The organism is Mesorhizobium silamurunense (genome assembly GCF_014843825.1).
Classification (GTDB): Bacteria; Pseudomonadota; Alphaproteobacteria; order Rhizobiales; family Rhizobiaceae; genus Mesorhizobium; species Mesorhizobium silamurunense.
The window spans coordinates 28,014-50,067 of the sequence record NZ_JHQR01000047.1 but is presented as its reverse complement, the minus strand read 5'-3'; the positions used below and the strand labels follow the sequence as shown (position 1 = coordinate 50,067).

The window sequence follows — 22,054 nt, the reverse complement described above, 5'->3', positions numbered from 1 at the left end:
CACGTGATGCATGGGCAAATCATCATTCTGAACGGCGCGCCGCGCTCCGGAAAGTCGAGCATTGCCGCTGCGGTTCAAGAGACGTTCGACGGCGTGTGGATCAATCTCGGCGTCGACGTCTATGCGCAAGTCACACCGCCGCGACTGCGTCCGGGCATTGGTTTGCGCCCCGGCGGCGAACGACCCGACCTCGAGGCCTTCGTGCCGCGCCTTTACGCCGCGCTTTATGACTCCATCGCCGCACACAGCCGGCTAGGGCTGAATGTCGTCACCGATGTCGGCCACCACGATGCCCATTCGAGGCCGCTCGACATCCTTCCCGATTGCGCCTGGCGCCTGGCCGGCCTGCCGGTGCTGTTCGTCGGCGTCCGCTGTCCGATCGGAGTGATCCTGCAGCGGCGCGCCGCAAGCGCGGCGGACGGAACATATGTGACCGGATCGGACGAGTATCCGATACCGCGGCCCGTGCGCCTGTGGCAGGAAGAGATGCACAAGCCCGGCATCTACGACCTGGAAGTCGATACGTCGCGGCTGGGCCTGCAAGCGTGCGCCGAGGCAATTCGGCAGCGGCTTCTCGCGGGACCGGAGCCGCTGGCCTTCCGGAGGCTGGCGCAAATGCGAGCAAAGGGCAAGGACGGCTACCAGTGCGGCCCGGTGCCGCGACTGCCGCGCAAGGGCTGAAAGGCCTGAGGATCAAAAAACTCCCAAGGCGTGAAATGACGGAACTTTCATTTCATGCCTTGCCGGTTGCGGAAGTCAAGCAACGCCGTCCGGCGCGAAGCGTGTCAGGAAGTATCCGCACGCCTTCCAGATCATGATCGATAAGAGCGCACCCGCGTAGCCGTCGATGGCATAGTGCCAGCCAAGCACGACCGAGCCGACCACTATCATACTGGCGAATGCCCACATCAGGATACCGGCCAGCCGGGAGCGCCGTGCTGCGTAAAGAGAGAAAAGCACCGCCATCGCCACGTGCATGGATGGGAAAGCGGATATTCCGATACTGCCGTCGGTCGCTCCGGTATAGCCGCTCCATAGCATGTCTTGCGTGCTGAGCGCCCAGATCGGATAGATGCGATCGGCGGCAGCAAGTGCTTGCATGAGGGGGCGAAAGTCATCGCCGAGTCCCAGCCGCTCGTAAAAGCACGGCCCTGCCGACGACAGCCCCATCGCCAGGAAGAAGCCGCCGAGCGTCCATATCAGCATGAAGCTCATCAGGAACTGATGACGTAGCTTCGTATCGTTGCGTGTGATGCAGGCAGTGAAAACCGTGGCGATGAGCACGATGAACCAGAAATTGTACGCGATATTGAGCATCCTCAACGCAAATGGCGACTGGACGACAAACCATAGCCATTCGTCTGGTGCTCTACCGAAATGCAGGATCCGATCGGCGTGGGCCAGCGCCTTGTCCCATGCAAATGGGGAAAGGATTGCGATGGCTCCCTTCAGCACACCGACGGCGGATACGAAGGCGATGCTCGCGGTCAGGCCATTCAGGCTGTTGGCAGTGCGTTCGGCGTCGCCGAAAAAGCTGCCCAGCGATTTCAGGAAGGTGCCGAGCGGTGCGGTATCCCGCTTGACCAGCGCAAGGTGGAGAAAGATCCCAAGTGCAAAGACGCAGCCGCAGATCCAGAAAGCGATGGAAAGGTACTGAATGTATTCCTTCAGTACGCCGAAATCTGGCATGTTTCCGGTATGCATGCCGATCACTGTTGCCAGCAGCAGGGCACCGACGGCCATGGCGTGCAGCAACCGGTGCCGTCGAAAGGCGTCCGCCAAGGCAATCAGAAAAGCACGTCCGACAGCCGTCCTCGCTAGGGGCGTCGACGCCGCAACCGAATTTTCCATGGTTCGAAACCCAAAAGCTCGCCACTGCCTCAGCGTTCTACAGCGAGATGGTTCGATATTTCCTAACCAAACTATTCGAGTGCAAACGGTCTCATCCGGCGCTGCACGCGGCCGGCTAGACTCGAAAATCGCGCGGAGGTTCTCGCGGCAAACCGAAATCGGGCTCGTCAGTCCGAGGCTATCGGCAATGTAGGCGGACCCGCGAGCTTCACAGTGCCGCGCGGATCTTGCCGGCGTTCTCGGCCAGCACCTCCGGCTTTTCCATCTGCCCGGAATGCGGCTTCAACGGCACGCCCTCGAAGCGCGGGATGACGTGGACATGGAGGTGGTAGACGGTCTGCCCGGAGGCCGGCTCGTTGAACTGCAGGAGCGTCACGCCGTCGGCGTTGAAGGCCTTCTTCACGGCCACCGCCACTTTCTGCACCACGGCAAACAGCGGACCGAACGTCGCCGGATCGGCGTCGAGGATATTGCGCGACGGGGCCTTCGGCAGCACCAGCGTGTGGCCGACCCCTTGCGGCATCACATCCATGAAGGCAACGACCGCGTCGTCCTCATAGACGCGATGCGACGGAATCTCTCCGCGCAGGATTTTTGCAAAGATGTTGCCGGGATCATAGGCTTCGGCCATGGTGGGCACTCCGGATTGCAGTCCTCGTCCGGTGTAGCGAAGCCGCTTCCGAGCGGCAAGCCGATTAGGCCGGTCTGCCAGCCGAGATGCCACGTCGCCGGCCTGCGCTCGAACCAGGCGACCAGCGGCAGGATAATCAAAAGACCCGCCACACCGAGCCATTGCCCGGCATTCATGGATGCCGGATGTGTTCTCTGGCGGGACTTAGCGGATTCCGTTTGCGCGGTAAACGTGCAGCCTAGGACTTCTTCCCGCGTAAATGTTGTTTGTGTCGCAAGAGTGGAGGCTCGCTGGCTGTTGCCTAACCGGAGATGTTTGTCGTCTGATACGTCAACGTCAGAATGGAGAGGCCATGAAGTGGATTGTCGCCGGTTGGCTTTTGTTCATTGTGTCGGCGCTGTTCTTCATTGCCGCCGCATGGCGTGCGGGCGATCTGCTGGCGCTTGGCGGCGGCATCTTTTTCCTGGTCGCGCGTTTTTCGTTCCTCGTTCCCATTGCGGCCAGAAAGCCGCAATGATTCCTCGGGTAACGCCGCGCGGACCTATTCGTTGAGGTTCTTGCGGAACGGCGTGTGCTCTTCGAGATATTCGCCCATCCGCTCGACCTCGCGCCGCTCGCGGCGAAGGTAATCGGCGACCGCGTTGCGCAGGCCGGGGTGGGCAATGTAGTGCGCCGAATGCATGGTCACCGGCTGGTAGCCGCGTGCCAGCTTGTGCTCGCCTTGCGCGCCCGCCTCCACCACCTTCAGCTTGCGCTCGATCGCAAAGTCGATCGCCTGGTGGTAGCAGACCTCAAAATGCAGGAAGGGGTGATCCTCGACGCAGCCCCAGTTGCGGCCGTAGAGCGCGTCGGAGCCGATGAAGTTGATGGCGCCAGCGATATAGCGGCCATTGCGCTTGGCCATCACCAGGAGAATGTCCTCGGCCATGCGCTCGCCGATCAGCGAGAAGAACTGGCGATTGAGATAGGGCCGGCCCCATTTCCTGCCGCCGGTATCCATGTAGAAGGCAAAGAATTCGTCCCAGGCGCGCTCGGTGATGTCCTTACCGGTCAGCCAGTCGATCGAGATGCCATCGGCCAGCGCTTCGCGGCGCTCCTTTTTCATCGCCTTGCGTTTGCGCGAGGCAAGCGTGGCGAGGAAGTCGTCATAGCTGGAAAAGCCTTCGTTGAAGAAATGGAACTGCTGGTCGGTCCGGTGCAGGAAACCCGCCGCTTCCAGCGTTGCTGTGTCGGACTCCGTTGCGAAGGTGACATGCGCGGAGGACACGCCGAGCTTATCGGTCACCAATTTCAGGCCGGCGGCGAGGCCGGCCTTTACCGCGCCTTCGTCCTCGCCTTTGCCGACCAGCAGGCGAGGGCCGGTGACAGGCGTGAAGGGCACCGAACATTGCAGCTTGGGGTAATAGCGCCCGCCGGCGCGCTCGAAGGCGTCGGACCAGCCATGGTCGAAGACATATTCGCCCTGGCTGTGCGATTTGAGATAGCAGGGCACGGCGCCCAGCAGCTTGCCTTGCGCCGTCTCGAGCCTGAGGTGATGACCCTGCCAGCCGGTGCGCCGCACGGCACAGCCGGAATCTTCAAGCGCGCTCAGGAAAGCGAATGAAACGAGCGGGTTGTAGCTGTTTTCCTTGTCGCCGCGCGTGGTTCCCGCAAAGCCGTTCCATTCCTCGCAAGTGAACGCGCCGATGCCCGCCGCGACGCGGATCGCATAGTCCGCATTCGCTGTCCGTCCATCGTCGTCGTCACCCTGATCCATGCGGCTTATTTAAGCGTCCTCAGGGCAGCTACAAGTCACGTTTCAGGCACTGCCTCAGGCGACCTTGACCAGATCGGGCTCAAAACCCTCGAAGGTCATCTGGTCGGCATATTTGAAGGTGAGATCGACCGCCGGCTGGTCGTGCACCGTCCAGGTGATGACCGGCATCCCGAGCTTTTCGCGAACGAAGCTGACGAATGGGTTCGGCAGGTCGCCGGCGGCGTAAGAGGTGAAGGCGAGGTTGTGCGCCAGCATGGCGAAATGCGCCTCGATCAGCTGGTTGTCCTTGCCATAAGCGGTCAACCCGCCGGGAATGCCCGGCGCATCTTTTGCAAAATCGCGGATCAGCCAGTGGTCGAACGACATGATCGCCACCTTGCCCTTGTAGCGCTTGAGCAGCCTGCCTACGCTCGCCACCAGCCCGGCGTCGTGGCCCGATACGCCTTTCAGCTCGACCACCAGCGGCACCTGGCCGCCGATCAGGTCGAGCGCCTCCTGCAATGTCGGCACATGGTCTTTCGTGCCGCCCACCTTGAGCGTCGTGAGTTCGGCCGCAGTGCGTTGCCAGACGAAGCCGTCCTCGCCGGTCAGGCGCTTGAGGTCGCCGTCGTGGATGATGACCGGCACGCCGTCGGAGGAGATATGCACGTCGCATTCGATCGCATAGCCGCGCTCGACGGCTGCGGCGAAGGCCGACAGCGTGTTTTCCCAGCGCGTCTTGTTCATGTCGTGAAAGCCGCGATGCGCAACCGGGCGGGCAATCAGCCAGGAAAGGTCGGTCATCTCAGGCTCTTCTTACTCGACTTCGAAGATCGCTTCGATCTCGACCGCGGCATTGAGCGGCAGCGAGGCGGTGCCGACGGCGGAGCGGGCATGCTTGCCGCGTTCGCCGAGGCCCGCGACCAGGAAGTCGGAGGCGCCGTTGGCGACCAGATGCTGTTCGACGAAGTCCGGCGCCGAGGCGACGAAGACCGTGATCTTGACCAGCCGGCGGATTTTTTCGAGATCGCCGAGGGCTGCTTTGGCCTGCGCCAGGACGTTGATGGCGCAGAATTTCGCGCCCTCCCTGCCGGCGGCAGTATCGATGTCGCGGCCGAGCAATCCGCTTGCCTGCAGCTTGCCGTCCTTCAGCGGCAGTTGGCCGGCGGTGAAGAGCGTGTTGCCTGTCCGGCAGTAGGGCACGTAATTTGCGGCGGGCGCGGCGGCGGCCGGGATGGTTACGCCGAGATCGCTTAGCCGCTTTTCGATTGTTTCGCTCATTGGTTTTCCCTATTGCTGGAAGGCGCCGCGTTGGCCGGGCCGAAATTGCTATTTTTGCCTCGCTTCCGCCACGACTTTTTTTAAGCTGGACCATCTTTCCCTGCGGCCTGCCATCGGTCGCGACGATCGGAGCACTTCATGCGCGTGACGCGCCTTTTCCTTTCCGCCGCCCTCCTGTCGGCGGCCATCCCGATGGCTCCGGCCTTTGCCGTGCCCGCGCTGCAGGCGCACCGCGCCGTCTACGACCTTACTCTCAATAAGGCGTCCGACCGCTCGGGCATTACCGGCATCTCCGGGCGCATGGTGTATGAATTCAACGGCTCTCCCTGCGAAGGCTACACGGTGAAGTTCCGCTTCGTCACCCAGATCGTCACCAGCGACAACACCAGGCTGACCGACCAGCAGACGACGACGTTCGAGGACGCCGAAGGCAAGACGTTCTCCTTCGTGACGAAGTCCTTCGTCGACCAGAATTTGGACAAGGAGGTCAAGGGCATGGCGACCAGGGAGCCGAAAGGTCTCAAGGTCGACATCGACAAGCCCGAGAAGAACACGCTCGAGCTGGCCGCCACGCAGTTCCCCACCCAGCATCTCGTCGAGCTGATCGGCAAGGCCGAGAGCGGAGAGAACTTCTATCAGACCAATCTGTTCGACGGCTCCGAGGATGCCAACAAGGTGATGACGACCACCATCGTCGTCGGCAAGAAGACCGACGCCGACAAGTCGGACCCGGAAGCGCCGGCGCTCGCCAAGCTCGCCACCGACAAATACTGGCCGGTCAACATCGCCTATTTCGACGACACCGACAAAAGCGGCGAAGAGGTGCCGGAATACCGGATCAGCTTCAAGCTGCATGAGAACGGCATCACGCGCGATCTCGTCATGGACTATGGCGACTTCTCGATGACCGGCAAATTGGTGAACCTGTCGCTGTTCGATCAGACCAAGCCTTGCCCGGCCTCGAAATAGCAGCGGGTTAACCACGAAGCGGCCTGCCGAGGCGGCCTGACTTGAAGGCGCCGCAATCCTGTCCCAGCTTTCCTGAAGGCATTTCGGGGGAGAGGCTTGGGCAGGATCGACGTGTTCGTGGCGCCGCGACCCAATCCGGCGCTGATCAAAATAATGACGATCGTCAATCGCATCGTCATGCTGCGTGGGGTTCCGGGCTTTCGCGACTTGTTACCGTTCAACCGGCTGGCCGGCTTGCGCGGTGTCGCCAATGTCCGCCACATCGATTTCCCCGCCGCCGACGAGCAAAGTCTGAAGGCCTGCTGCGGCGCGGGGCAGGCAACATTCATCACGCCCAACCATCCCGAATTCTTCACCGACTGGATGATCGACAAGGAGATCGTCTCGCGCGTCAGCCCGCTTGCCGCGTCCTGGGCAACGCATGGCGTGGTGAACGGGCTCGGCCGGCTGATGCAGAAATTCTGGCTGGCCAACAATCTGATCGCGCAGATCCCCGGCAACAACGAAGCCGCCAAGGCGCATTCGGTCGACTGGGCGCTCAAGGGCCATGGCGTGCTGCTTCATCCGGAAGGCGGCGTCGGCTGGCATGGCGGCTGTGTCGGGCCACTGCTTCCCGGCGCGGTGGAAATGGGGCTTGAGGCGCTGCAGCGCGGTCGCGAAACGAACAAGGATTTCAGGGCCTGGGTCGCTCCGGTGGTCTGGAAGCTCGCCTTCACCGGCAATGTCGAGCGGGCGCTCGCCAGGGAATGCGTCTATGTCGAGAAGAGCCTGAAAATCGAAGGGGCCGGAGGCGGCTCGTTGCCGGAACGCGTCTATCGCATCTATTCAACGCTGCTGACCCGGGACGAGCGAGCCTGCGGACTGACGGCGGAGGAGGGCGCTTCTTATGCCACCCGCCAGCAAAGCGTGCTGGCCACGCTTGGCCTGCAGCTCGCCGAAGGCACGGCTGCCGACGCCGGCCTCGACTTGGCCGAGCTGCTACGGCGCTCGCGCCGCTGGCTGCGCGAGGGCAAGGCAGACGCCGAAGAGCAGAAGCGCGTGCGAAAATTGGCGGAAACGATCCAGCGCATCCAGCGCGTCGGCCCATGGGCCTTCGCCAATCAAACGATCACGCAAGAAGAGATCGCCGAGCATCTGAAGCGCATCCGCAACGATTATTGCAAAGGCACGTTGCGCGACACGATCAACCGCTTCGTGCCGCAGCCCGCGGGACCGCGCTGCGTCCACATTCGCGTGCCCGAGCCTTTGGGATTGCACAACTACGACGGTTCGGTCGACGAGGCGCTCGCCGAACTGCGCTCGCGCATGCAGGGCGCCATCAACGCTGTCGTGGCTGGGCTCGAGGCTAGCGGCGGCTTCATTTCCTATCCGAATCCCTTCTATCATCGCTGACGCCGGGGCTCGGCTGATTGCCGGGCCATTGGCGTGAAAGAGGAAGCGGCAAGCCTCATGGCGATCTATGTCGACGCGGCAATCTGGAAATGGGCCGGCCACCGCTGGTGCCACCTGATGGCCGACGACACCGACGAATTGCATCGCTTCGCGGCAGAACTCGGCCTCAAGCACTCGTCCTATCAGGGGCCGCCGAAGACATCGGCGCCGCACTATGACATAACCGGCTTCGAGCGCGACCGCGCGGTGCGGCTGGGCGCGATCGAATGCAGCCGCGAGGAGATCGTCGCGATCTTCCGCCGCGTGCGGGTGCCGAATGGGAAGATACGACCATGACGTTTACGGCATTTCTGGCCTACTGCGCGGCGATCACACTTGCCGCCGCCACGCCCGGCCCATCGATGTTCACCGTCATCACCAACGGTGTCTCGCGCGGCTTTGTCAGGGCATTCATGGCCGGTGTCGGCATCGCCGCCGGTGACGCCGTGCTGGTGATCTTGGCATTGCTCGGTCTTGTGGCGCTGGCACAGACCTTCGAATGGGTGTTTCTCGCCTTGAAATATGCAGGTGCGGCCTATCTCGTGTTTCTCGGTATCAGGATGTGGCGGTCGGCTGCTACCCAGGCAGTTGAGTCGCAGGCGCCTCAGGCGAGGCTGTCCCGGTCGTTTTTCCTCGGCGCCTCCATCGCACTTGGCAACCCCAAGGCAATCCTGTTCCACGCATCGATCATGCCGCTGATCCTTGACCTCGATACCATGACCTTCGCCGACGGGCTGCTCGTCGTCGCTATCGTCATCAGCGTCAATATCGCCACAATGGGCGTCTATGCGTCGCTTGCCGGGCGGGCCTCGGTCTGGTTCAGAACACCGAGGCGCATGCGCCTGATGAACAAGTTCGCCGGCGGCGCTATGATCGGCACCGGTGCGCTGATCGCCGCACGCTGAACTGGGAGACGCGGCAGCGCTTGCGTTTGTCGCACTTCCCCTCTATATGCGCGCTCATTCCACACACGGACTTTGGTGTCTGCCCGGGAGAAATCCGGCTGAAACCTCCGGTGGCATCAGGACATAGGTCCGAAATGCCTGTGTCCGTGGAGGCCAACCGGAAAGGAACTAAAGAATGGCTCTGCCTGATTTCAGCATGCGTCAGCTTTTGGAAGCTGGTGCTCACTTCGGCCACCAGACCCACCGCTGGAACCCGAAGATGGCGCCTTACATCTATGGCGCCCGCAACAACATCCACATCATCGACCTGTCGCAGACGGTGCCGCTGCTGCACCAGGCCTTGAAGCAGGTTTCCGACACCGTCGCCAAGGGCGGCCGCGTGCTGTTCGTCGGCACCAAGCGCCAGGCTTCGGACATCGTCGCCGATGCCGCGCAGCGTTCGGCCCAGTACTATGTCAACTCGCGTTGGCTGGGCGGCATGCTGACCAACTGGAAGACGATCTCGAACTCGATCCAGCGCCTGCGCAAGCTCGACGAGTTGCTGGCCGGCGAGGCCCAGGGCCTCACCAAGAAGGAGCGCCTCAACCTCGACCGCGAGCGCGAGAAGCTCAACAAGGCGCTGGGCGGCATCAAGGACATGGGCTCGACGCCGGACCTGATGTTCGTCATCGACACCAACAAGGAGGCGATCGCCATCCTCGAGGCCAAGCGCCTCGGCATCCCGGTCGTCGCCATCATCGATTCGAACTGCGATCCGGACAAGATCGACTTCCCGATCCCCGGCAATGACGACGCGGCGCGCGCCATCCAGCTCTACTGCGACCTGATCGCAAAGGCTGCCATCGACGGCATCGCCCGTCAGCAGGGCGCGCTCGGCATGGATATCGGCGCGTCGGCCGAGGCTCCGGTCGAGCCGGCGCTCGACGCCCCGGCCACTGAAGCTCCGGAAGCTTGAAAAGCGAAGGCCGGTTCCGGCCTTCATCTTTCCAATAAGTTGGCGCGCTAAAGCGCTTTTGCCGGGCGCATCATCGGGACTCGATGGTGCGTCGGCGCATTTGAAACAAAGAGGCGACAATGAGCATTTCGGCTGCACAGGTCAAAGAACTCCGCGACTTGACCGGCGCGGGCATGATGGACTGCAAGGCGGCGTTGAACGAAACCAACGGCAACATGGAAGAGGCGGTCGACTGGCTGCGCAAGAAGGGCATCTCCAAGGCCGACAAGAAGGCCGGCCGCACCGCGGCGGAGGGCCTGATCGGCGTCGATTCCGGCGTTCGCGAAGCCGCCGTCGTCGAGGTCAATTCCGAGACCGACTTCGTCGCGCGCAACGCCGCCTTCCAGGAAATCGTCGCCAACGTCGCCAAGGTCGCGCTCGCCTACGGCACGACCGAGGCGGTGGCCGCGGCCAAGTATCCGGGTTCCGACAAGTCGGTTACCGAAACCATCAAGGACGCGGTCGGCACCATCGGCGAGAATATGGGCTTCCGCCGCTCGGCCAAGCTCACCGTCCCGCACGGCGCTGTCGCGACCTATGTGCACAATGCCGTTGCCGATGGCCTCGGCAAGCTCGGCGTGCTGGTCGCGATCGAGACCACCGGCAATGAGCACGCGGCGAACGCCTTCGGCCGTCAGGTCGCCATGCATGTCGCCGCCACCAACCCGATGGCGCTGACCACGGAGGAACTCGATCCGGCCGCGGTCGAGCGCGAGAAGGCGATATTCGCCGACCAGGCGCGCCAGACCGGCAAGCCGGAGGCGATCATCGAGAAGATGGTCGAGGGCCGCCTGCGCAAGTTTTACGAAGAGGTGGTGCTTTTGAAGCAGGCCTTCGTGCTCAACCCCGACATCACCGTCGAGAAGGCGCTGAAGGACGCGGAGAAGGAGATCGGGGCTCCGACCAAGATCAGCGCTTACCTGCGTTTCGCCCTCGGCGAAGGCATCGAGAAGGAAACGACCGATTTCGCGGCGGAAGTCGCGGCCGCGGTCAAGAAATAGCCCGAAGCAAAAGTAAGGCTACAGAGCTCAGGCAACTCGGCCGGGTGTCCGCATGGATGCCCGGCCGATCTCTTGAGCGGTGTCGATAAAGGCTCTGAGCTTCGGCGCCATCGACGCCCGGCGCGGGAAATAGAGGAAAAGGCCGGGCTCCTCGATCGCCGTCTTCGGCAGGATCTGGACCAGGCGCCCGGCGGCGAGATCGGCGCGCACCAGCGGCTCGAACACATAGGCGAGCCCGACGCCCGCAAGCGCGAGATCGATAGCCGCGAGCGAATCGGTGACGACAGCCGTGCCGCGGGTCTCGACCACGACATCCTTGCCGTTCTCGTTCAAATCCCAGTGATAGAGCCCGCCGGAGCGGACAAGCCGGTAGCCGATGCAATTGTGCTTCGCGAGGTCGGCCACGTCGCGCGGGCGGCCGTACTTTCCGATATAGGCAGGCGAAGCGACGACCACGGCCCTGAAGGGCGGCGTGAGCCGCACGGTGACCATGTCCTGCGCGATCATCTCGCCGAGCCTGATGCCGGCATCGAAACCTTCACCCACGATATCGACCAGAGCCTGGTCGGCGAAAACCTCGACCGTCACGTCCGGATAGCGCTCAGCCATGGCCGCGACCACCGGCGTCACAGCCAAGGGGATCGCGATGTTGGAGGCGTTGATCCTGAGCAGGCCGGAGGGGCGGCCCTTGATGCCGCGGATGTGGTCCATCCGTTCGGCTATGTCCTGAAGGGCAGGGGCCGCCGTCTCGACCAATGCCTTGCCGGCTTCGGTCAGTGAAACGCTGCGCGTGGTACGCGCGAACAACGGCTGCCCGATGCGCTCCTCCACCAGCCGCACGGCATGGCTGACCGCCGACGGGCTCATGCCGAGCTCGGCCGCTGCAAGCGCGAAGCCGCCGCGTCGCGCCACGGCGACGACAACAGGCAGATGTGTGAGCAAGTCTCTGTCCATTCATGAATGATATCGCACAGTCTTTGCGAACAATGCAATCTTATCGATACGTCGGCCCATATTGTCACCAGCACATCGGCGGCGGGCTGATGCTCGAGGAGAAGAGACATGAATGCGTTGAGACATGTGACTTTCGTGGCAGGACTGGCGCTGGCGCCGGTCGATGCCGGTGGAGCCGAACCGGCTGGCTGGCAGGCGCTTGCCGACGAGCGCGCGGTCATCCGCATCGCGGATGCCATCGACCGCGCCGTCGATGCGCAGGACTGGAATCTTGCGCGCAGCTACTTCGCCGATCGCGTCACGGTCGATTTCAGCAGCCTTTCCGGGCAGCCGCCGGCCACCATCGCCTCCGACGACCTGATCGGCACCTGGGCGGCTAACCTCAAGGGCAGCAAGACCAGCCTGCATCTGCGAACCAACCATCAGATCGACATAAAGGCCGATACGGCGACCGTCCGTTCCAACGGCTATGCCTGGAACCGGATGGAAGGAAATGGCGACCCGCTATGGGAAGTCTGGGGCACCTACGAGCACCACCTTATCCGCTCCGGCGCCGGCTGGAAGGTCGACGGCTTCACCTTCCGCATGACGCATGAGCGCGGCAATCCCTGGGTCAAGTCGACCCCCGGCCAATAGTCAGACATCAAGCACGATCGGAACACATCATGAGCATGACCTATTACACGCTTGGCAACAGCGGCCTGCGCGTCAGCCGGCTGGCACTGGGCACCATGACCTTCGGCACAGAATGGGGCTGGGGCGCTGACAGGGAAACCGCCCGCGCCATGTTCGATGCCTATGTCGAGGCAGGCGGAAATTTCTTCGACACCGCCGATCTCTACACGGGCGGTACCGCCGAGACCTGGCTCGGCGAATTCGTCGCCGAGCGCGGCTTGCGCGACAAGGCGGTGATCTCCACCAAATTCACGATGAACATGGATCCCGGCAATCCGAATGCCGGCGGCAACGGCCGCAAGAACATCATGCGCGCCGTGGACGCTTCGCTGAAGCGCCTCGGAACCGACTATATCGACCTCTATCTCATGCATGTCTGGGACAGGCTGACGCCGGCCGAGGAGGTGTTGCGGACGCTAGACGACCTCGTTCGCGCGGGCAAGATACGCCATGTCGGCCTTTCCGACGTGCCGGCCTGGTATGCGGGCCGGGCACAGGCGATCGCCGAACTGCGCGGCTATGAGCCGATCTCGGCCCTGCAGCTCGAATATTCGCTGACCGAGCGCACGATCGAGCATGAATTCGTGCCTTTCGCGACACGTCACGGCGCCGGCATCATGGTCTGGAGCCCGCTGGCCAGCGGGCTGCTCAGCGGCAAATACCGCCCGACGCAGGCCGGGAACGCCGGGCGGCTCGATGGTTTTCGCAACACCACGCATCCGGGTTTCCAGAAATTCAGCGACCGCAACTGGGCAATCGTGGCCGAGCTCGAGAAGGTGGCTTCCGAACTCGGCCGCAGCATGGCGCAGGTAGCGCTCAACTGGGCGGCGACGCAGCCCGGCATCGCCACAGTCATCCTTGGCGCGACGAAGCTTGCCCAATTGCAGGACAATCTCGCGGCGCTCGATTTTTCGATTGCTCCAGAGCTCCGCAAGCGGCTCGGTTCGGCGAGCAACATGCCGGCACCGTTCCCACATTCCTATTTCGGGCCCGAGATCCAGGGGAGGGTGACCGGCGGCGCCGCGACCGGCGACAAACCGTCCGGCTATTCTCTGCCGGTCCTGATCGAAGGCGAGGCGGTCAGCGTCAGCAGCAACTGATCGAAAAAGCCTGGGATTTTGCGCAAGGGCGCGGCGTGACATCGCCGCGCCCTTCGTGTATCGGGTCGAACCGTCGTGCCAGCGCCGCCAGGCGAAGCGGGGCAGCTTTCGCCTCCAGATTTGCCCGCGCCGAGATTTTCGAGGAACCAGATGACGGTGAAGCCCCTCTATCGACGTGTCTTGCTGAAAGCTTCGGGCGAAGCGTTGATGGGAGAACAGCATTTCGGCATCGACGTTTCGGTCGTCGATCGCATCGCGGCCGACATTGCCGAAGCGCGGGCGCTCGGCATCGAAGTCGGCGTCGTCATCGGCGGCGGCAACATCTTCCGCGGCGTGGCCGTCGCCTCCAAGGGCGGCGACCGCGTCACCGGCGACCACATGGGAATGCTCGCCACCGTCATCAACTCGCTGGCGCTGCGCACCTCGCTGAACAAGATCGGCGTCGATGCCGTGGTGCTTTCGGCCATCGCCATGCCGGAGCTCTGCGAAAGCTTCTCGCAGCGCCAGGCGACCGCCTATATGAACCAGGGCAAGGTGGTGATCTTCGCCGGCGGCACCGGCAATCCGTTCTTCACCACCGATTCGGCCGCGGCGCTGCGCGCCGCCGAGATCGGCGCCGACGCGCTGTTCAAGGGCACGCAGGTCGATGGCGTCTATTCGGCCGACCCGAAAAAGGATCCGAACGCGGTGCGCTTCGACCGCATAAGTCATGCCGAAGTCATAAAACGCGGGCTTACGATCATGGATACGGCCGCGATTGCACTTGCGCGCGAAAACAACATTCCGATAATCGTCTATTCGATCCACGAAAAAGGTGGTTTCGGCGAAATTCTGAGGGGCGGCGGCCGTTGCACGATCGTCGCGGACAATTGACCGGGGCCGGGGTCGGCTAAATAATTGCCGGTTTCCGGACGAGACTAGAAGACAAGCAGTGAACCCGGCGAACGGGTCGAGGAGATGATCATGAGTGGCGAGTATGACGATCTCAAGCGGCGCATGGACGGGGCGGTCGCGGCCTTCAAGCACGATCTCGCTTCGCTGCGCACCGGTCGCGCCTCCAGCAACCTGCTCGACGCCGTCCAGGTGCAGGCCTATGGCACGACGATGCCGATCAACCAGGTGGCCAACGTCACGGTGCCGGAGCCGCGCATGATTTCGGTCTCGGTCTGGGACAAGTCGATGGTCAGCGCCGTCGACCGGGCTATCCGCGAAGCCAATCTCGGTTTCAATCCGATCGTCGACGGCACCAATCTGAGGATTCCTTTGCCCGAGCTCAACGAGCAGCGCCGCAAGGAACTGGTCAAGATCTCGCATGGCTATGCCGAGAACGCCCGCGTCGCGGTTCGCCATGTCCGTCGCGACGGCATGGATTTCCTCAAGAAGGCCGAAAAGGACGGCACGATCAGCGAGGACGATCATCGCAAGCGCTCCGACCAGGTACAGAAGCTGACCGACGAGATGATCAGCACCATCGATCACCTGCTTTCCGATAAGGAAGCTGAAATCATGCAGGTTTAGGGTCGGTTTCTCACCGGCTCGAAAGCGAGACCATGGCAACGCCCGCGCATGTCGCGATCATCATGGACGGAAATGGACGCTGGGCCAAGGCGCGCGGCATGCCGAGGCTTGCCGGCCATCGCGCCGGCGTCGAGGCCTTGCGCAAGACGGTGCGCGCCGCGCCTGAGCTCGGCATCTCCTACCTGACGGTCTACGCGTTCTCTTCGGAAAACTGGTCGCGGCCGAAATCCGAAGTCAGCGACCTGATGGGTCTCTTGAAGCTCTTCATCCGCCGCGATCTCGCCGAACTGCACCAGAACGGCGTGCGGGTGCGGGTGATTGGCGACAGGGAAGGGCTGCAGCCGGACATCAGGGGCCTGCTGCAGGAAGCCGAATCGCTGACCGCGGCCAACGAGGCGCTGACGCTGGTCATCGCCTTCAACTATGGCGGCCGCGACGAGATCGTGCGCACCGCGCGCAAGCTTGCCGCCGCCGTGGCGCGCGGCGAGATGACAAGCGACGCGATCACGATGGAGAGCTTTGCCGGTTCGCTCGACACCGAAGGCATTCCCGATCCCGACCTGGTGGTCCGCACCAGCGGCGAGCTCAGGCTGTCGAACTTCCTCTTGTGGCAGGCCGCCTACAGTGAGCTCGTCTTCCTGCCCTGTTACTGGCCGGACTTCAGCCGGGAGCATCTCGCCGACGCCCTGCGCGACTTTGCCGGCCGGGAGCGCCGTTTCGGCGGGCTCGCCGCCCGCGACGTCGCCTTGTAGCGCCGGCATCGATGAGCAATCTCCAGCAGCGCGTCATCTCGGCCATCGTGATGGCGGCGGTCACGCTTGCGCTCACCTGGCTCGGGGGGCTGCCGTTCCGGCTGTTCTGCAGCTTCCTTGCCTCCATCATATTCTACGAATGGTCGCGCATGTCGCGCCCTGCTACCGGCGGGAGCCTGGGCTTTTTGCCGGAGGCGCTGTTGCTGGCTTTTGTCGGCACCCTGATTGCCGGCGTGCCGGCGGCCTGGCTTCTGATCCTTGTGGTGGCGCTGGTCGTCATCACCGTCGCCGGCGCTCAGATGCGCGGAACGACGCATTGGGACGCAGCCGGCCTGGCCTATGCGTCTCTCTCCAGCCTGTCGCTGGCGCTGCTGCGTGGTAGCGACCATGCCGGCTTGATCGCCATTCTCTTTCTGTTCGCGGTGGTCTGGGCGACCGACATAGCGGCCTATTTCGTCGGCCGCGCGGTCGGCGGCCCGAAGCTGGCGCCGTCGATCTCGCCCGGCAAGACGCAAAGCGGCGCGCTTGGCGGCGCCGTCGGCGGTGTTGTCGCCGGACTGCTGCTGGCAATCGCGGCCAGAGCGGACAATCTCGTCATGCTCGGTCTCGTGGCGCTGGTGCTCTCGATCGTCTCGCAGGTCGGCGACCTCTTCGAATCCTGGGTCAAGCGTCGGCACGGCTGCAAGGATTCGAGCAATCTGATTCCTGGGCATGGCGGTGTCATGGACAGGGTCGATGGGCTTGTCGCGGCGGCTTTTGCCCTGTACGTCATCGGTTGGATTGCGGCGGGCGCCGATCATCCGGCAACGGGGCTGTTTCCAAACTGAATGGCGTCGCCGCTGGGCGAAAAACGACGCGTGCCACGGATTCGCCCGGATTGATGCCACAGTCGCGGCGGACGGTCGCGCTGGGCGAATTTGAGGGCATGACTTGAACGAGATTCTTCACGCGCTCTTCAGCACGCAAGGCTTTGTCCTCGGCACCCTGGTGCCGTTCCTGTTCGTGCTTACCGTCGTGGTGTTCGTCCATGAGATGGGCCACTACCTTGTCGGCCGCTGGTGCGGCATCGGAGTGAAGGCTTTTGCCATCGGCTTCGGCCCGGAACTCTTTGGTTTCAACGACCGCCACGGCACCCGCTGGAAGCTTTGCGCCATCCCGCTCGGCGGCTACGTCAAATTCGTCGGCGACATGAATGCGTCATCGAGCCAGCTGAGCGCCGAAGACCTCGAATCGCTGACCGAGGCCGAGCGCAAGGTCGCCTTCCATACCCAGCCGATCTGGAAACGCGCGGCGACCGTCGTCGCCGGACCGCTGTTCAATTTCCTGCTGACGATCGCCGTCTTCGCGGTGCTGTTCTCGCTATACGGCCGCCCGGTCATGGAGCCGACCGTGGCCGAAGTCACCGCCGGCAGCCCGGCGGCGCGGGCAGGCATCCAGCCCGGTGACCGATTCGTCAAAGTCGACGGCAGCAAGGTGGAGACCTTCGCCGACGTTCAGCGCCTGGTCTCGGGCCGCGCCGGCGACGCCATCACTTTCACCATGTTGCGCGACGGCACCGAAATCACCGTCACGGCGACGCCGGAGCCGATGGAGCAGCAGGATGCGCTGGGCAACAAGGTCAAGGTGGCGATCATCGGCGTCGCCAACAACGCCGAGCTCGGGCAGCCGCGATTGGTCTCCTACACGCCCGCGGGCGCGCTGGCGGCGGCTTTCGAGGAAACCGGGCATGTCATCGAGCGCACCGGCCAGTTCCTGAAGCGGTTTGTCATCGGGCGCGAGGACAAGTGTCAGCTCGGCGGACCGATCAAGATCGCAAAAATGTCGGGTCAGGCAGCCAAGCTCGGCTTCGAGTGGCTGGTGCAGCTTGTTGCATTCTTGTCAGTCGGGATAGGGATTCTCAATCTTCTGCCGATTCCTCCTCTCGACGGCGGCCACCTCTTGTTCTACGGCGTGGAGGCCGTCATAAGGCGGCCTGTGTCGGAGCGGATGATGGAGATAGCCTACCGGGCGGGTCTCTTTCTGGTGCTCGGATTCATGGGCTTCGTTTTTTGGAATGATCTGTTTGGGTGCTGAAATCATGAAGAAATTTGGCTTCGGGCCCGGCCATATTGAGACGCCGTTTACCATGCGTGGGGATATGCGTGACGCGAAAGCCACGCATCAGGGTTAAGTAAATACAAATTAACCGGGAGCCTTGCGTGTAGGGAAAATCCGGTTAATACGGTAAGGGAAAATACCGCACGTCCGGTTTTCTCGCCGTGGGGACTACGAGAAAAAGGTACAAAAGCCCGATGAAGGCAGCATCCAAGTTTCTGAGCGCCGCGTCCGCGGCGGCTTTGTCCGCCGCCCTGGTTTTGCCAGGCGCGCTCGCAGTGCAGTTCGTTGCCACATCGGTAGCCGAAGCAGCGGTGGTCAGCAGGGTAGAGGTCAGCGGCAACCAGCGTGTCGATGCCGAAACCATCCGCAACTACATCTCGATCAAGCCCGGCAAGGCGTTTTCAAGCGCCGATATCGATAGCGCCGTGAAGGCGCTGTTCGGCACCGGGCTGTTCTCGGACGTCCAGATCAATCAGGTCGGCTCGACCCTGGTCGTCAAGGTTTCCGAATACAAGGTCGTCAACCAGGTCCTGTTCCAGGGCAACAAGAAGCTCAAGGACAACGCGCTCCAGGCTGCCATCCAGCTGAAGCCGCGCGCGACCTTCTCGCAGCAGGCGCTCGATGCCGACGTCGAGGCGGTCAAGGCCGCCTATCGGCGCATCGGCCGCGACGACGCTGCCGTGACCACCCAGATCATGGATCTCGGCGACAATCGCGTCAACGTGGTCTTCAACATCAACGAAGGCGGCCGTACCCAGATCGCGGCCATCAACTTCGTTGGCAACAGCGCGTTTTCCAGCCGCCGCCTTTCGGACGTGATCAACACCAAACGTTCGTCCTGGCTTTCGTTCGTGCTGCGCGACGACGTCTATGACGAGGACAAGCTGCGCGCCGACCAGGAGCTGCTGCGTCGCTTCTACTACAATCACGGCTATGCCGACTTCCAGGTCGTTTCCGCTGTCGGCGAGCTCGACGACACCACCAACAAATACACGGTCACCATCACCGTGCAGGAAGGCGAGCGCTACACCTTCGGCGACATCAGCGTCGAGAGCACCATTCCCGAAGTCGACTCCAAGTCGCTGGAATCGGTGGTCGAGACCCACAAGGGCGATGTCTACAACGCCAAGGACGTCGAGGATTCGATTGTCGCGCTGACCGAGAAGGTCGCCGGTTCGGGCTACGCCTTTGCCCAGGTGACGCCGCGCGGCGACCGCAATTTCGAGAATCATACGATCTCGGTCGTCTACACCATCGACCAGGGCACCAAGGCCTATGTCGAGCGCATCGAAATCCGCGGCAACGACCGCACGCGCGACTATGTCATCCGCCGCGAATTCGACGTCAGCGAAGGCGACGCGTTCAATCAGGTTCTCATCCAGCGCGCGAAGAAGCGGCTGGAAGCACTGGATTACTTTGAAAAAGTCGACATCTCGACTGTTCCCGGATCGGCTCCCGACCAGGTCGTCCTGGTCGTTGACGTGGTCGAGAAGTCGACCGGCGAGTTCTCGGTCGGCGCCGGCTATTCGACCGGTGGCGACACGCCGGGCCCATCCGTCGAAGGTTCGATCACCGAGCGCAACTTCCTCGGCCGCGGCCAGTACATCAAGCTGTCGGCCGGCGGCGGCAAGCACTCGCGCGACTACGCGATCTCCTTCACCGAGCCGTATTTCCTCGGCCGGCGCATTGCGGCGGGCTTCGATATCTATAAGTCGACCCGTGAGTACAATCACTACGACACTGACGTCACCGGCGCGACCATCCGCTTCGGTCTGCCGATCACCGACAGCATCTCGACGCAGCTGGCGTATAATATCTCGCAAGAGAAATATACCCTTGCGGATGGCTGCTTGGACGCAAGCGGGAACTACGATCCGAGCAAGTGCACCATTTCCCAGGCGATACGGGACGGCGTTGCCGAAAGCCCGTGGGTCAAGTCTTCGGTCAGTCTCGGTCTGGTCTACAACACGATCGACGACATGAAGAACCCGCATGAGGGTCTTTATATCACCGGCACGACGGAGGTCGCTGGTCTCGGCGGTGACGCCAAGTGGGTGAAGTTGACCGGCCGTGCAAGCGTGTACCAGACCTTGTCCGAGCAGCTCGACCTGGTCGGCCTGGTGTCGGGCGGCGCGGGCTATATCGCAGGCTACGGCAATGGCGATCTGCGTATCTTCGATCACTTCCAGAGCAACGACCGCATGATCCGCGGTTTCGCCTATGGCGGCATTGGCCCGATTGCCAGCGACAGCAGCGGCGACCATCTCGGCGGCACGACCTATTTCAATGCGTCGGCGGAAGCCCAGTTCCCGCTGCCGGTCATTCCGGAAAGCTTCGGCCTGCGTGGCGCGGTGTTCGCCGACGCGGCGACGCTCTATGGCAACAAGCTTGACCCAAGCCTGATCAAGCCGGGATCGGCTGACATGCATTTGCGCGCTTCGGTCGGCGTCGGCCTGATGTGGGCTTCGCCGTTCGGGCCGATCCGCATCGATTATGCGATTCCGGTCGAGAAGCAGCCGGGCGACGACGTGCAGGAATTCAACTTCGGCATAGCGACCCGTTTCTAATCCGCGGGTTACGATGTTTCCGGGCCGCCTGATGGCCCGGAATAGACTGATCCGACCGAGCTGGATAATGTTTGTGGAATGACCGATCCGGTGTTCTTCGCGCCTTCACGCCGGTATACGGCCGGCGAGGTCGCGAATCTGACCGGCGCCAATCTCGTTGATGCCTCGCAGGCCGATATCGCCATCGAAGCGCTGGCACCCGCCAATGAGGGCGGCGATGGTGCGCTTGTCTTTGTCGACGGCAAGCGCAATTTCGCTTTGATGCAGGCGCTCAAGGCGGCTGCCGTTCTCTGTCCCGCCGACTTCGCCACCAGAGCCCCGCAAGGGATCGCGGTGCTGGTGCATCCGCGCCCGCAGCAGGCCTTCGCCATGGTGGGGCGGCTGCTCTTTCCGCAAGCTGCCACTCCAGGGCCGATGACCGGCGAAACCGGCATTTCGCCGCAGGCGCATATCGATCCGTCCGCGCACGTCGAAACCGGCGCTATCGTGGAGGCGGGCGCCGTGATCGGTCCCGATGCCTCGATTGGCGCCGGCACGGTCATTGCGCCGCATGCCGTCATTGGCCGTTCCTGCAAGATAGGCCGCGACGGCTACGTCGGCCCGGGCGCCAGCATCCAATATGCGCTGATCGGCAATCGCGTCATCATCCATGGCGGCGCAAGGATCGGCCAGGACGGCTTTGGCTTCGTGGCCGGCGCCAAGGGCCCTGAGCGCGTGCCGCAGATCGGCCGCGTCATTATCCAGGACGATGTCGAGATCGGCTCCAACTCGACCGTCGATCGCGGCGCGATGTCCGACACCGTCATCGGACAAGGCACCAAGATCGACAATCTGGTGCAGATCGCCCACAATGTCCGCATCGGTCGCAATTGCATTATAGCCGGGCTTTCGGGTATTTCCGGTTCCGTCGTCGTGGGCGACAACGTTACCATGGGTGGCGGTGTCGGTCTCGCCGATCATTTGACCATTGGTCCGGGAGCCAAGCTTGCTGCGAGAAGCGGATTCATGAGCAACGTGCCGGCGGGCGAGGTCTGGGGAGGCTATCCGGCGCAGCCGATGGCGGAAGCCATGCGCGAGATCGCGATGCTGCGCAGGCTGGCCAGGACGCGCAAGCAGGGCGACGGAAATGGCTGACATGGTGGCAACGACACTCGAGGCGGTCGACATAATGGGGCTCATGAAGCTCCTGCCGCACCGCTATCCGTTCCTGCTGATCGACCGCATCGTCGATATCGACGGCGACGAGTCCGCGGTCGGCATCAAGAACGTGACCATCAACGAGCCGCATTTCCAGGGTCATTTTCCGCAGCAGCCGGTGATGCCGGGCGTGCTCATCATCGAGGCTATGGCGCAGACCGCGGGCGCGATCTGCATCCGCAGCCTCAACACGGAAAAGCCGTCGCTGGTTTATTTCATGACCATCGACAACGCGAAGTTCCGCAAGCCGGTCGTTCCGGGCGATCAGCTCAGGATTCACGTCAAGAAAATCAAGAAGCGCGGCAACCTGCTGAAATTCGCCTGCGAGGCGATAGTGGATGGCGCAAAAGCCGCCGAAGCCGAAGTTTCGGCTATGATGGTCACCGGCTGACGGTT

23 protein-coding genes and 1 pseudogene are annotated in these 22,054 nt (G+C 62.8%); 18 read left to right on the top strand and 6 right to left on the bottom strand.

Annotated features, from left to right (window positions below):
* Window positions 1-6: 6 nt before the first annotated feature.
* Window positions 7-681 (top strand): chloramphenicol phosphotransferase CPT family protein, encoded by a 675-nt coding sequence (locus tag DH10_RS04960; protein ID WP_192384357.1) that lies wholly within the window; start codon window positions 7-9, stop codon window positions 679-681.
* Window positions 682-756: 75 nt separating this feature from the next.
* Here the strand turns inward: DH10_RS04960 and DH10_RS04955 are convergent, their stop codons facing one another.
* A complete protein-coding gene (locus DH10_RS04955; protein ID WP_246811488.1) occupies window positions 757-1,851 on the bottom strand; it encodes a phosphatase PAP2 family protein in 1,095 nt (364 codons plus the stop codon).
* Between the two features lie 208 nt (window positions 1,852-2,059).
* The gene (locus DH10_RS04950; protein WP_192245229.1) at window positions 2,060-2,482 is read right to left on the bottom strand and encodes an HIT family protein; all 423 of its coding nucleotides are present in this window, start codon (window positions 2,480-2,482) and stop codon (window positions 2,060-2,062) included.
* A gap of 352 nt (window positions 2,483-2,834) precedes the next feature.
* On the opposite strand from DH10_RS04950, the gene DH10_RS04945 reads away from it, so the two are divergent.
* Complete coding sequence (locus DH10_RS04945; RefSeq protein WP_192384355.1) at window positions 2,835-2,999, top strand: cytochrome oxidase subunit III; 165 nt, start codon at window positions 2,835-2,837, stop codon at window positions 2,997-2,999.
* A gap of 24 nt (window positions 3,000-3,023) precedes the next feature.
* On the opposite strand, the gene DH10_RS04940 is transcribed toward DH10_RS04945, so the two are convergent.
* The 3 genes from DH10_RS04940 to DH10_RS04930 are packed head-to-tail and all read right to left on the bottom strand — an operon-like array spanning window position 3,024 to window position 5,498.
* A complete protein-coding gene (locus DH10_RS04940) occupies window positions 3,024-4,238 on the bottom strand; it encodes a GNAT family N-acetyltransferase (protein WP_192384353.1) in 1,215 nt (404 codons plus the stop codon).
* A gap of 54 nt (window positions 4,239-4,292) precedes the next feature.
* Window positions 4,293-5,021, bottom strand: a complete 729-nt coding sequence (locus tag DH10_RS04935; protein ID WP_192384351.1) for a glycerophosphodiester phosphodiesterase — start codon at window positions 5,019-5,021, stop codon at window positions 4,293-4,295.
* Window positions 5,022-5,033: 12 nt separating this feature from the next.
* Window positions 5,034-5,498: a RidA family protein gene (locus tag DH10_RS04930; protein ID WP_192384349.1), complete on the bottom strand. Its 465-nt coding sequence runs from the start codon at window positions 5,496-5,498 to the stop codon at window positions 5,034-5,036.
* Window positions 5,499-5,636: 138 nt separating this feature from the next.
* Between DH10_RS04930 and DH10_RS04925 the strand changes: the two genes are divergently transcribed.
* The 6 genes from DH10_RS04925 to tsf all read left to right on the top strand — a co-directional run bounded on the left by DH10_RS04925 (window position 5,637) and on the right by tsf (window position 10,798).
* Window positions 5,637-6,467: a cell envelope integrity EipB family protein gene (locus tag DH10_RS04925; protein ID WP_192384347.1), complete on the top strand. Its 831-nt coding sequence runs from the start codon at window positions 5,637-5,639 to the stop codon at window positions 6,465-6,467.
* Window positions 6,468-6,563: 96 nt separating this feature from the next.
* On the top strand, window positions 6,564-7,859 hold the full coding sequence (locus DH10_RS04920) for a hypothetical protein (protein ID WP_192384345.1): 1,296 nt from the start codon (window positions 6,564-6,566) through the stop codon (window positions 7,857-7,859).
* A 57-nt stretch (window positions 7,860-7,916) separates the two neighbouring features.
* Entirely contained in the window at window positions 7,917-8,195 is a 279-nt protein-coding gene (locus DH10_RS04915; protein WP_192384343.1) for a DUF4031 domain-containing protein, read from the top strand.
* The gene (locus DH10_RS04910; RefSeq protein WP_192384341.1) at window positions 8,192-8,803 is read left to right on the top strand and encodes a LysE family translocator; all 612 of its coding nucleotides are present in this window, start codon (window positions 8,192-8,194) and stop codon (window positions 8,801-8,803) included. Before DH10_RS04915 ends, DH10_RS04910 begins: the two co-directional genes overlap by 4 nt.
* A gap of 175 nt (window positions 8,804-8,978) precedes the next feature.
* Entirely contained in the window at window positions 8,979-9,758 is a 780-nt protein-coding gene (rpsB, locus tag DH10_RS04905; protein ID WP_192384339.1) for a 30S ribosomal protein S2, read from the top strand.
* Between the two features lie 119 nt (window positions 9,759-9,877).
* On the top strand, window positions 9,878-10,798 hold the full coding sequence (gene tsf, locus DH10_RS04900; RefSeq protein WP_192384337.1) for a translation elongation factor Ts: 921 nt from the start codon (window positions 9,878-9,880) through the stop codon (window positions 10,796-10,798).
* 27 nt (window positions 10,799-10,825) lie between these two features.
* Here the strand turns inward: tsf and DH10_RS04895 are convergent, their stop codons facing one another.
* On the bottom strand, window positions 10,826-11,752 hold the full coding sequence (locus DH10_RS04895; protein WP_192384335.1) for a LysR family transcriptional regulator: 927 nt from the start codon (window positions 11,750-11,752) through the stop codon (window positions 10,826-10,828).
* A 108-nt stretch (window positions 11,753-11,860) separates the two neighbouring features.
* On the opposite strand from DH10_RS04895, the gene DH10_RS04890 reads away from it, so the two are divergent.
* From DH10_RS04890 to fabZ, 10 genes and pseudogenes are all read left to right on the top strand, one after another.
* Window positions 11,861-12,388: a nuclear transport factor 2 family protein gene (locus DH10_RS04890; protein WP_192245211.1), complete on the top strand. Its 528-nt coding sequence runs from the start codon at window positions 11,861-11,863 to the stop codon at window positions 12,386-12,388.
* 29 nt (window positions 12,389-12,417) lie between these two features.
* Entirely contained in the window at window positions 12,418-13,527 is a 1,110-nt protein-coding gene (locus DH10_RS04885) for an aldo/keto reductase (RefSeq protein WP_192245209.1), read from the top strand.
* Between the two features lie 150 nt (window positions 13,528-13,677).
* Window positions 13,678-14,400, top strand: coding sequence for a UMP kinase (gene pyrH, locus DH10_RS04880; protein ID WP_059188649.1), 723 nt, complete (start codon window positions 13,678-13,680; stop codon window positions 14,398-14,400).
* Between the two features lie 90 nt (window positions 14,401-14,490).
* Window positions 14,491-15,045: a ribosome recycling factor gene (frr, locus tag DH10_RS04875; protein WP_192245207.1), complete on the top strand. Its 555-nt coding sequence runs from the start codon at window positions 14,491-14,493 to the stop codon at window positions 15,043-15,045.
* A gap of 20 nt (window positions 15,046-15,065) precedes the next feature.
* Window positions 15,066-15,797, top strand: a pseudogene (locus tag DH10_RS04870) (isoprenyl transferase); the annotation flags it as partial.
* An 11-nt stretch (window positions 15,798-15,808) separates the two neighbouring features.
* A complete protein-coding gene (locus DH10_RS04865) occupies window positions 15,809-16,624 on the top strand; it encodes a phosphatidate cytidylyltransferase (protein ID WP_192245203.1) in 816 nt (271 codons plus the stop codon).
* Between the two features lie 103 nt (window positions 16,625-16,727).
* Window positions 16,728-17,870: an RIP metalloprotease RseP gene (rseP, locus tag DH10_RS04860; RefSeq protein WP_192245201.1), complete on the top strand. Its 1,143-nt coding sequence runs from the start codon at window positions 16,728-16,730 to the stop codon at window positions 17,868-17,870.
* A 218-nt stretch (window positions 17,871-18,088) separates the two neighbouring features.
* On the top strand, window positions 18,089-20,461 hold the full coding sequence (gene bamA, locus DH10_RS04855) for an outer membrane protein assembly factor BamA (RefSeq protein ID WP_192384332.1): 2,373 nt from the start codon (window positions 18,089-18,091) through the stop codon (window positions 20,459-20,461).
* Between the two features lie 78 nt (window positions 20,462-20,539).
* Window positions 20,540-21,595 carry a UDP-3-O-(3-hydroxymyristoyl)glucosamine N-acyltransferase gene (lpxD, locus tag DH10_RS04850; RefSeq protein ID WP_192384330.1) on the top strand — a complete coding sequence of 352 codons (1,056 nt, stop codon included), beginning with the start codon at window positions 20,540-20,542 and terminating at the stop codon, window positions 21,593-21,595.
* Window positions 21,588-22,049, top strand: a complete 462-nt coding sequence (gene fabZ / locus DH10_RS04845) for a 3-hydroxyacyl-ACP dehydratase FabZ (protein ID WP_192245194.1) — start codon at window positions 21,588-21,590, stop codon at window positions 22,047-22,049. Before lpxD ends, fabZ begins: the two co-directional genes overlap by 8 nt.
* Window positions 22,050-22,054: the final 5 nt, after the last annotated feature.

Excerpts from the sequence above, each read along its gene's own strand:
- DH10_RS04960 (WP_192384357.1), top strand. The coding sequence starts at position 7 with ATGCATGGGCAAATCATCATTCTGAACGGCGCGCCGCGCTCCGGAAAG.
- DH10_RS04955 (WP_246811488.1), bottom strand. The coding sequence starts at position 1,851 with ATGGAAAATTCGGTTGCGGCGTCGACGCCCCTAGCGAGGACGGCTGTC.
- DH10_RS04950 (WP_192245229.1), bottom strand. The coding sequence starts at position 2,482 with ATGGCCGAAGCCTATGATCCCGGCAACATCTTTGCAAAAATCCTGCGC.
- DH10_RS04945 (WP_192384355.1), top strand. The coding sequence starts at position 2,835 with ATGAAGTGGATTGTCGCCGGTTGGCTTTTGTTCATTGTGTCGGCGCTG.
- DH10_RS04940 (WP_192384353.1), bottom strand. The coding sequence starts at position 4,238 with ATGGATCAGGGTGACGACGACGATGGACGGACAGCGAATGCGGACTAT.
- DH10_RS04935 (WP_192384351.1), bottom strand. The coding sequence starts at position 5,021 with ATGACCGACCTTTCCTGGCTGATTGCCCGCCCGGTTGCGCATCGCGGC.
- DH10_RS04930 (WP_192384349.1), bottom strand. The coding sequence starts at position 5,498 with ATGAGCGAAACAATCGAAAAGCGGCTAAGCGATCTCGGCGTAACCATC.
- DH10_RS04925 (WP_192384347.1), top strand. The coding sequence starts at position 5,637 with ATGCGCGTGACGCGCCTTTTCCTTTCCGCCGCCCTCCTGTCGGCGGCC.
- DH10_RS04915 (WP_192384343.1), top strand. The coding sequence starts at position 7,917 with ATGGCGATCTATGTCGACGCGGCAATCTGGAAATGGGCCGGCCACCGC.
- DH10_RS04910 (WP_192384341.1), top strand. The coding sequence starts at position 8,192 with ATGACGTTTACGGCATTTCTGGCCTACTGCGCGGCGATCACACTTGCC.
- rpsB (WP_192384339.1), top strand. The coding sequence starts at position 8,979 with ATGGCTCTGCCTGATTTCAGCATGCGTCAGCTTTTGGAAGCTGGTGCT.
- tsf (WP_192384337.1), top strand. The coding sequence starts at position 9,878 with ATGAGCATTTCGGCTGCACAGGTCAAAGAACTCCGCGACTTGACCGGC.
- DH10_RS04895 (WP_192384335.1), bottom strand. The coding sequence starts at position 11,752 with ATGGACAGAGACTTGCTCACACATCTGCCTGTTGTCGTCGCCGTGGCG.
- DH10_RS04890 (WP_192245211.1), top strand. The coding sequence starts at position 11,861 with ATGAATGCGTTGAGACATGTGACTTTCGTGGCAGGACTGGCGCTGGCG.
- DH10_RS04885 (WP_192245209.1), top strand. The coding sequence starts at position 12,418 with ATGAGCATGACCTATTACACGCTTGGCAACAGCGGCCTGCGCGTCAGC.
- pyrH (WP_059188649.1), top strand. The coding sequence starts at position 13,678 with ATGACGGTGAAGCCCCTCTATCGACGTGTCTTGCTGAAAGCTTCGGGC.
- frr (WP_192245207.1), top strand. The coding sequence starts at position 14,491 with ATGAGTGGCGAGTATGACGATCTCAAGCGGCGCATGGACGGGGCGGTC.
- DH10_RS04865 (WP_192245203.1), top strand. The coding sequence starts at position 15,809 with ATGAGCAATCTCCAGCAGCGCGTCATCTCGGCCATCGTGATGGCGGCG.
- bamA (WP_192384332.1), top strand. The coding sequence starts at position 18,089 with ATGAAGGCAGCATCCAAGTTTCTGAGCGCCGCGTCCGCGGCGGCTTTG.
- lpxD (WP_192384330.1), top strand. The coding sequence starts at position 20,540 with ATGACCGATCCGGTGTTCTTCGCGCCTTCACGCCGGTATACGGCCGGC.
- fabZ (WP_192245194.1), top strand. The coding sequence starts at position 21,588 with ATGGCTGACATGGTGGCAACGACACTCGAGGCGGTCGACATAATGGGG.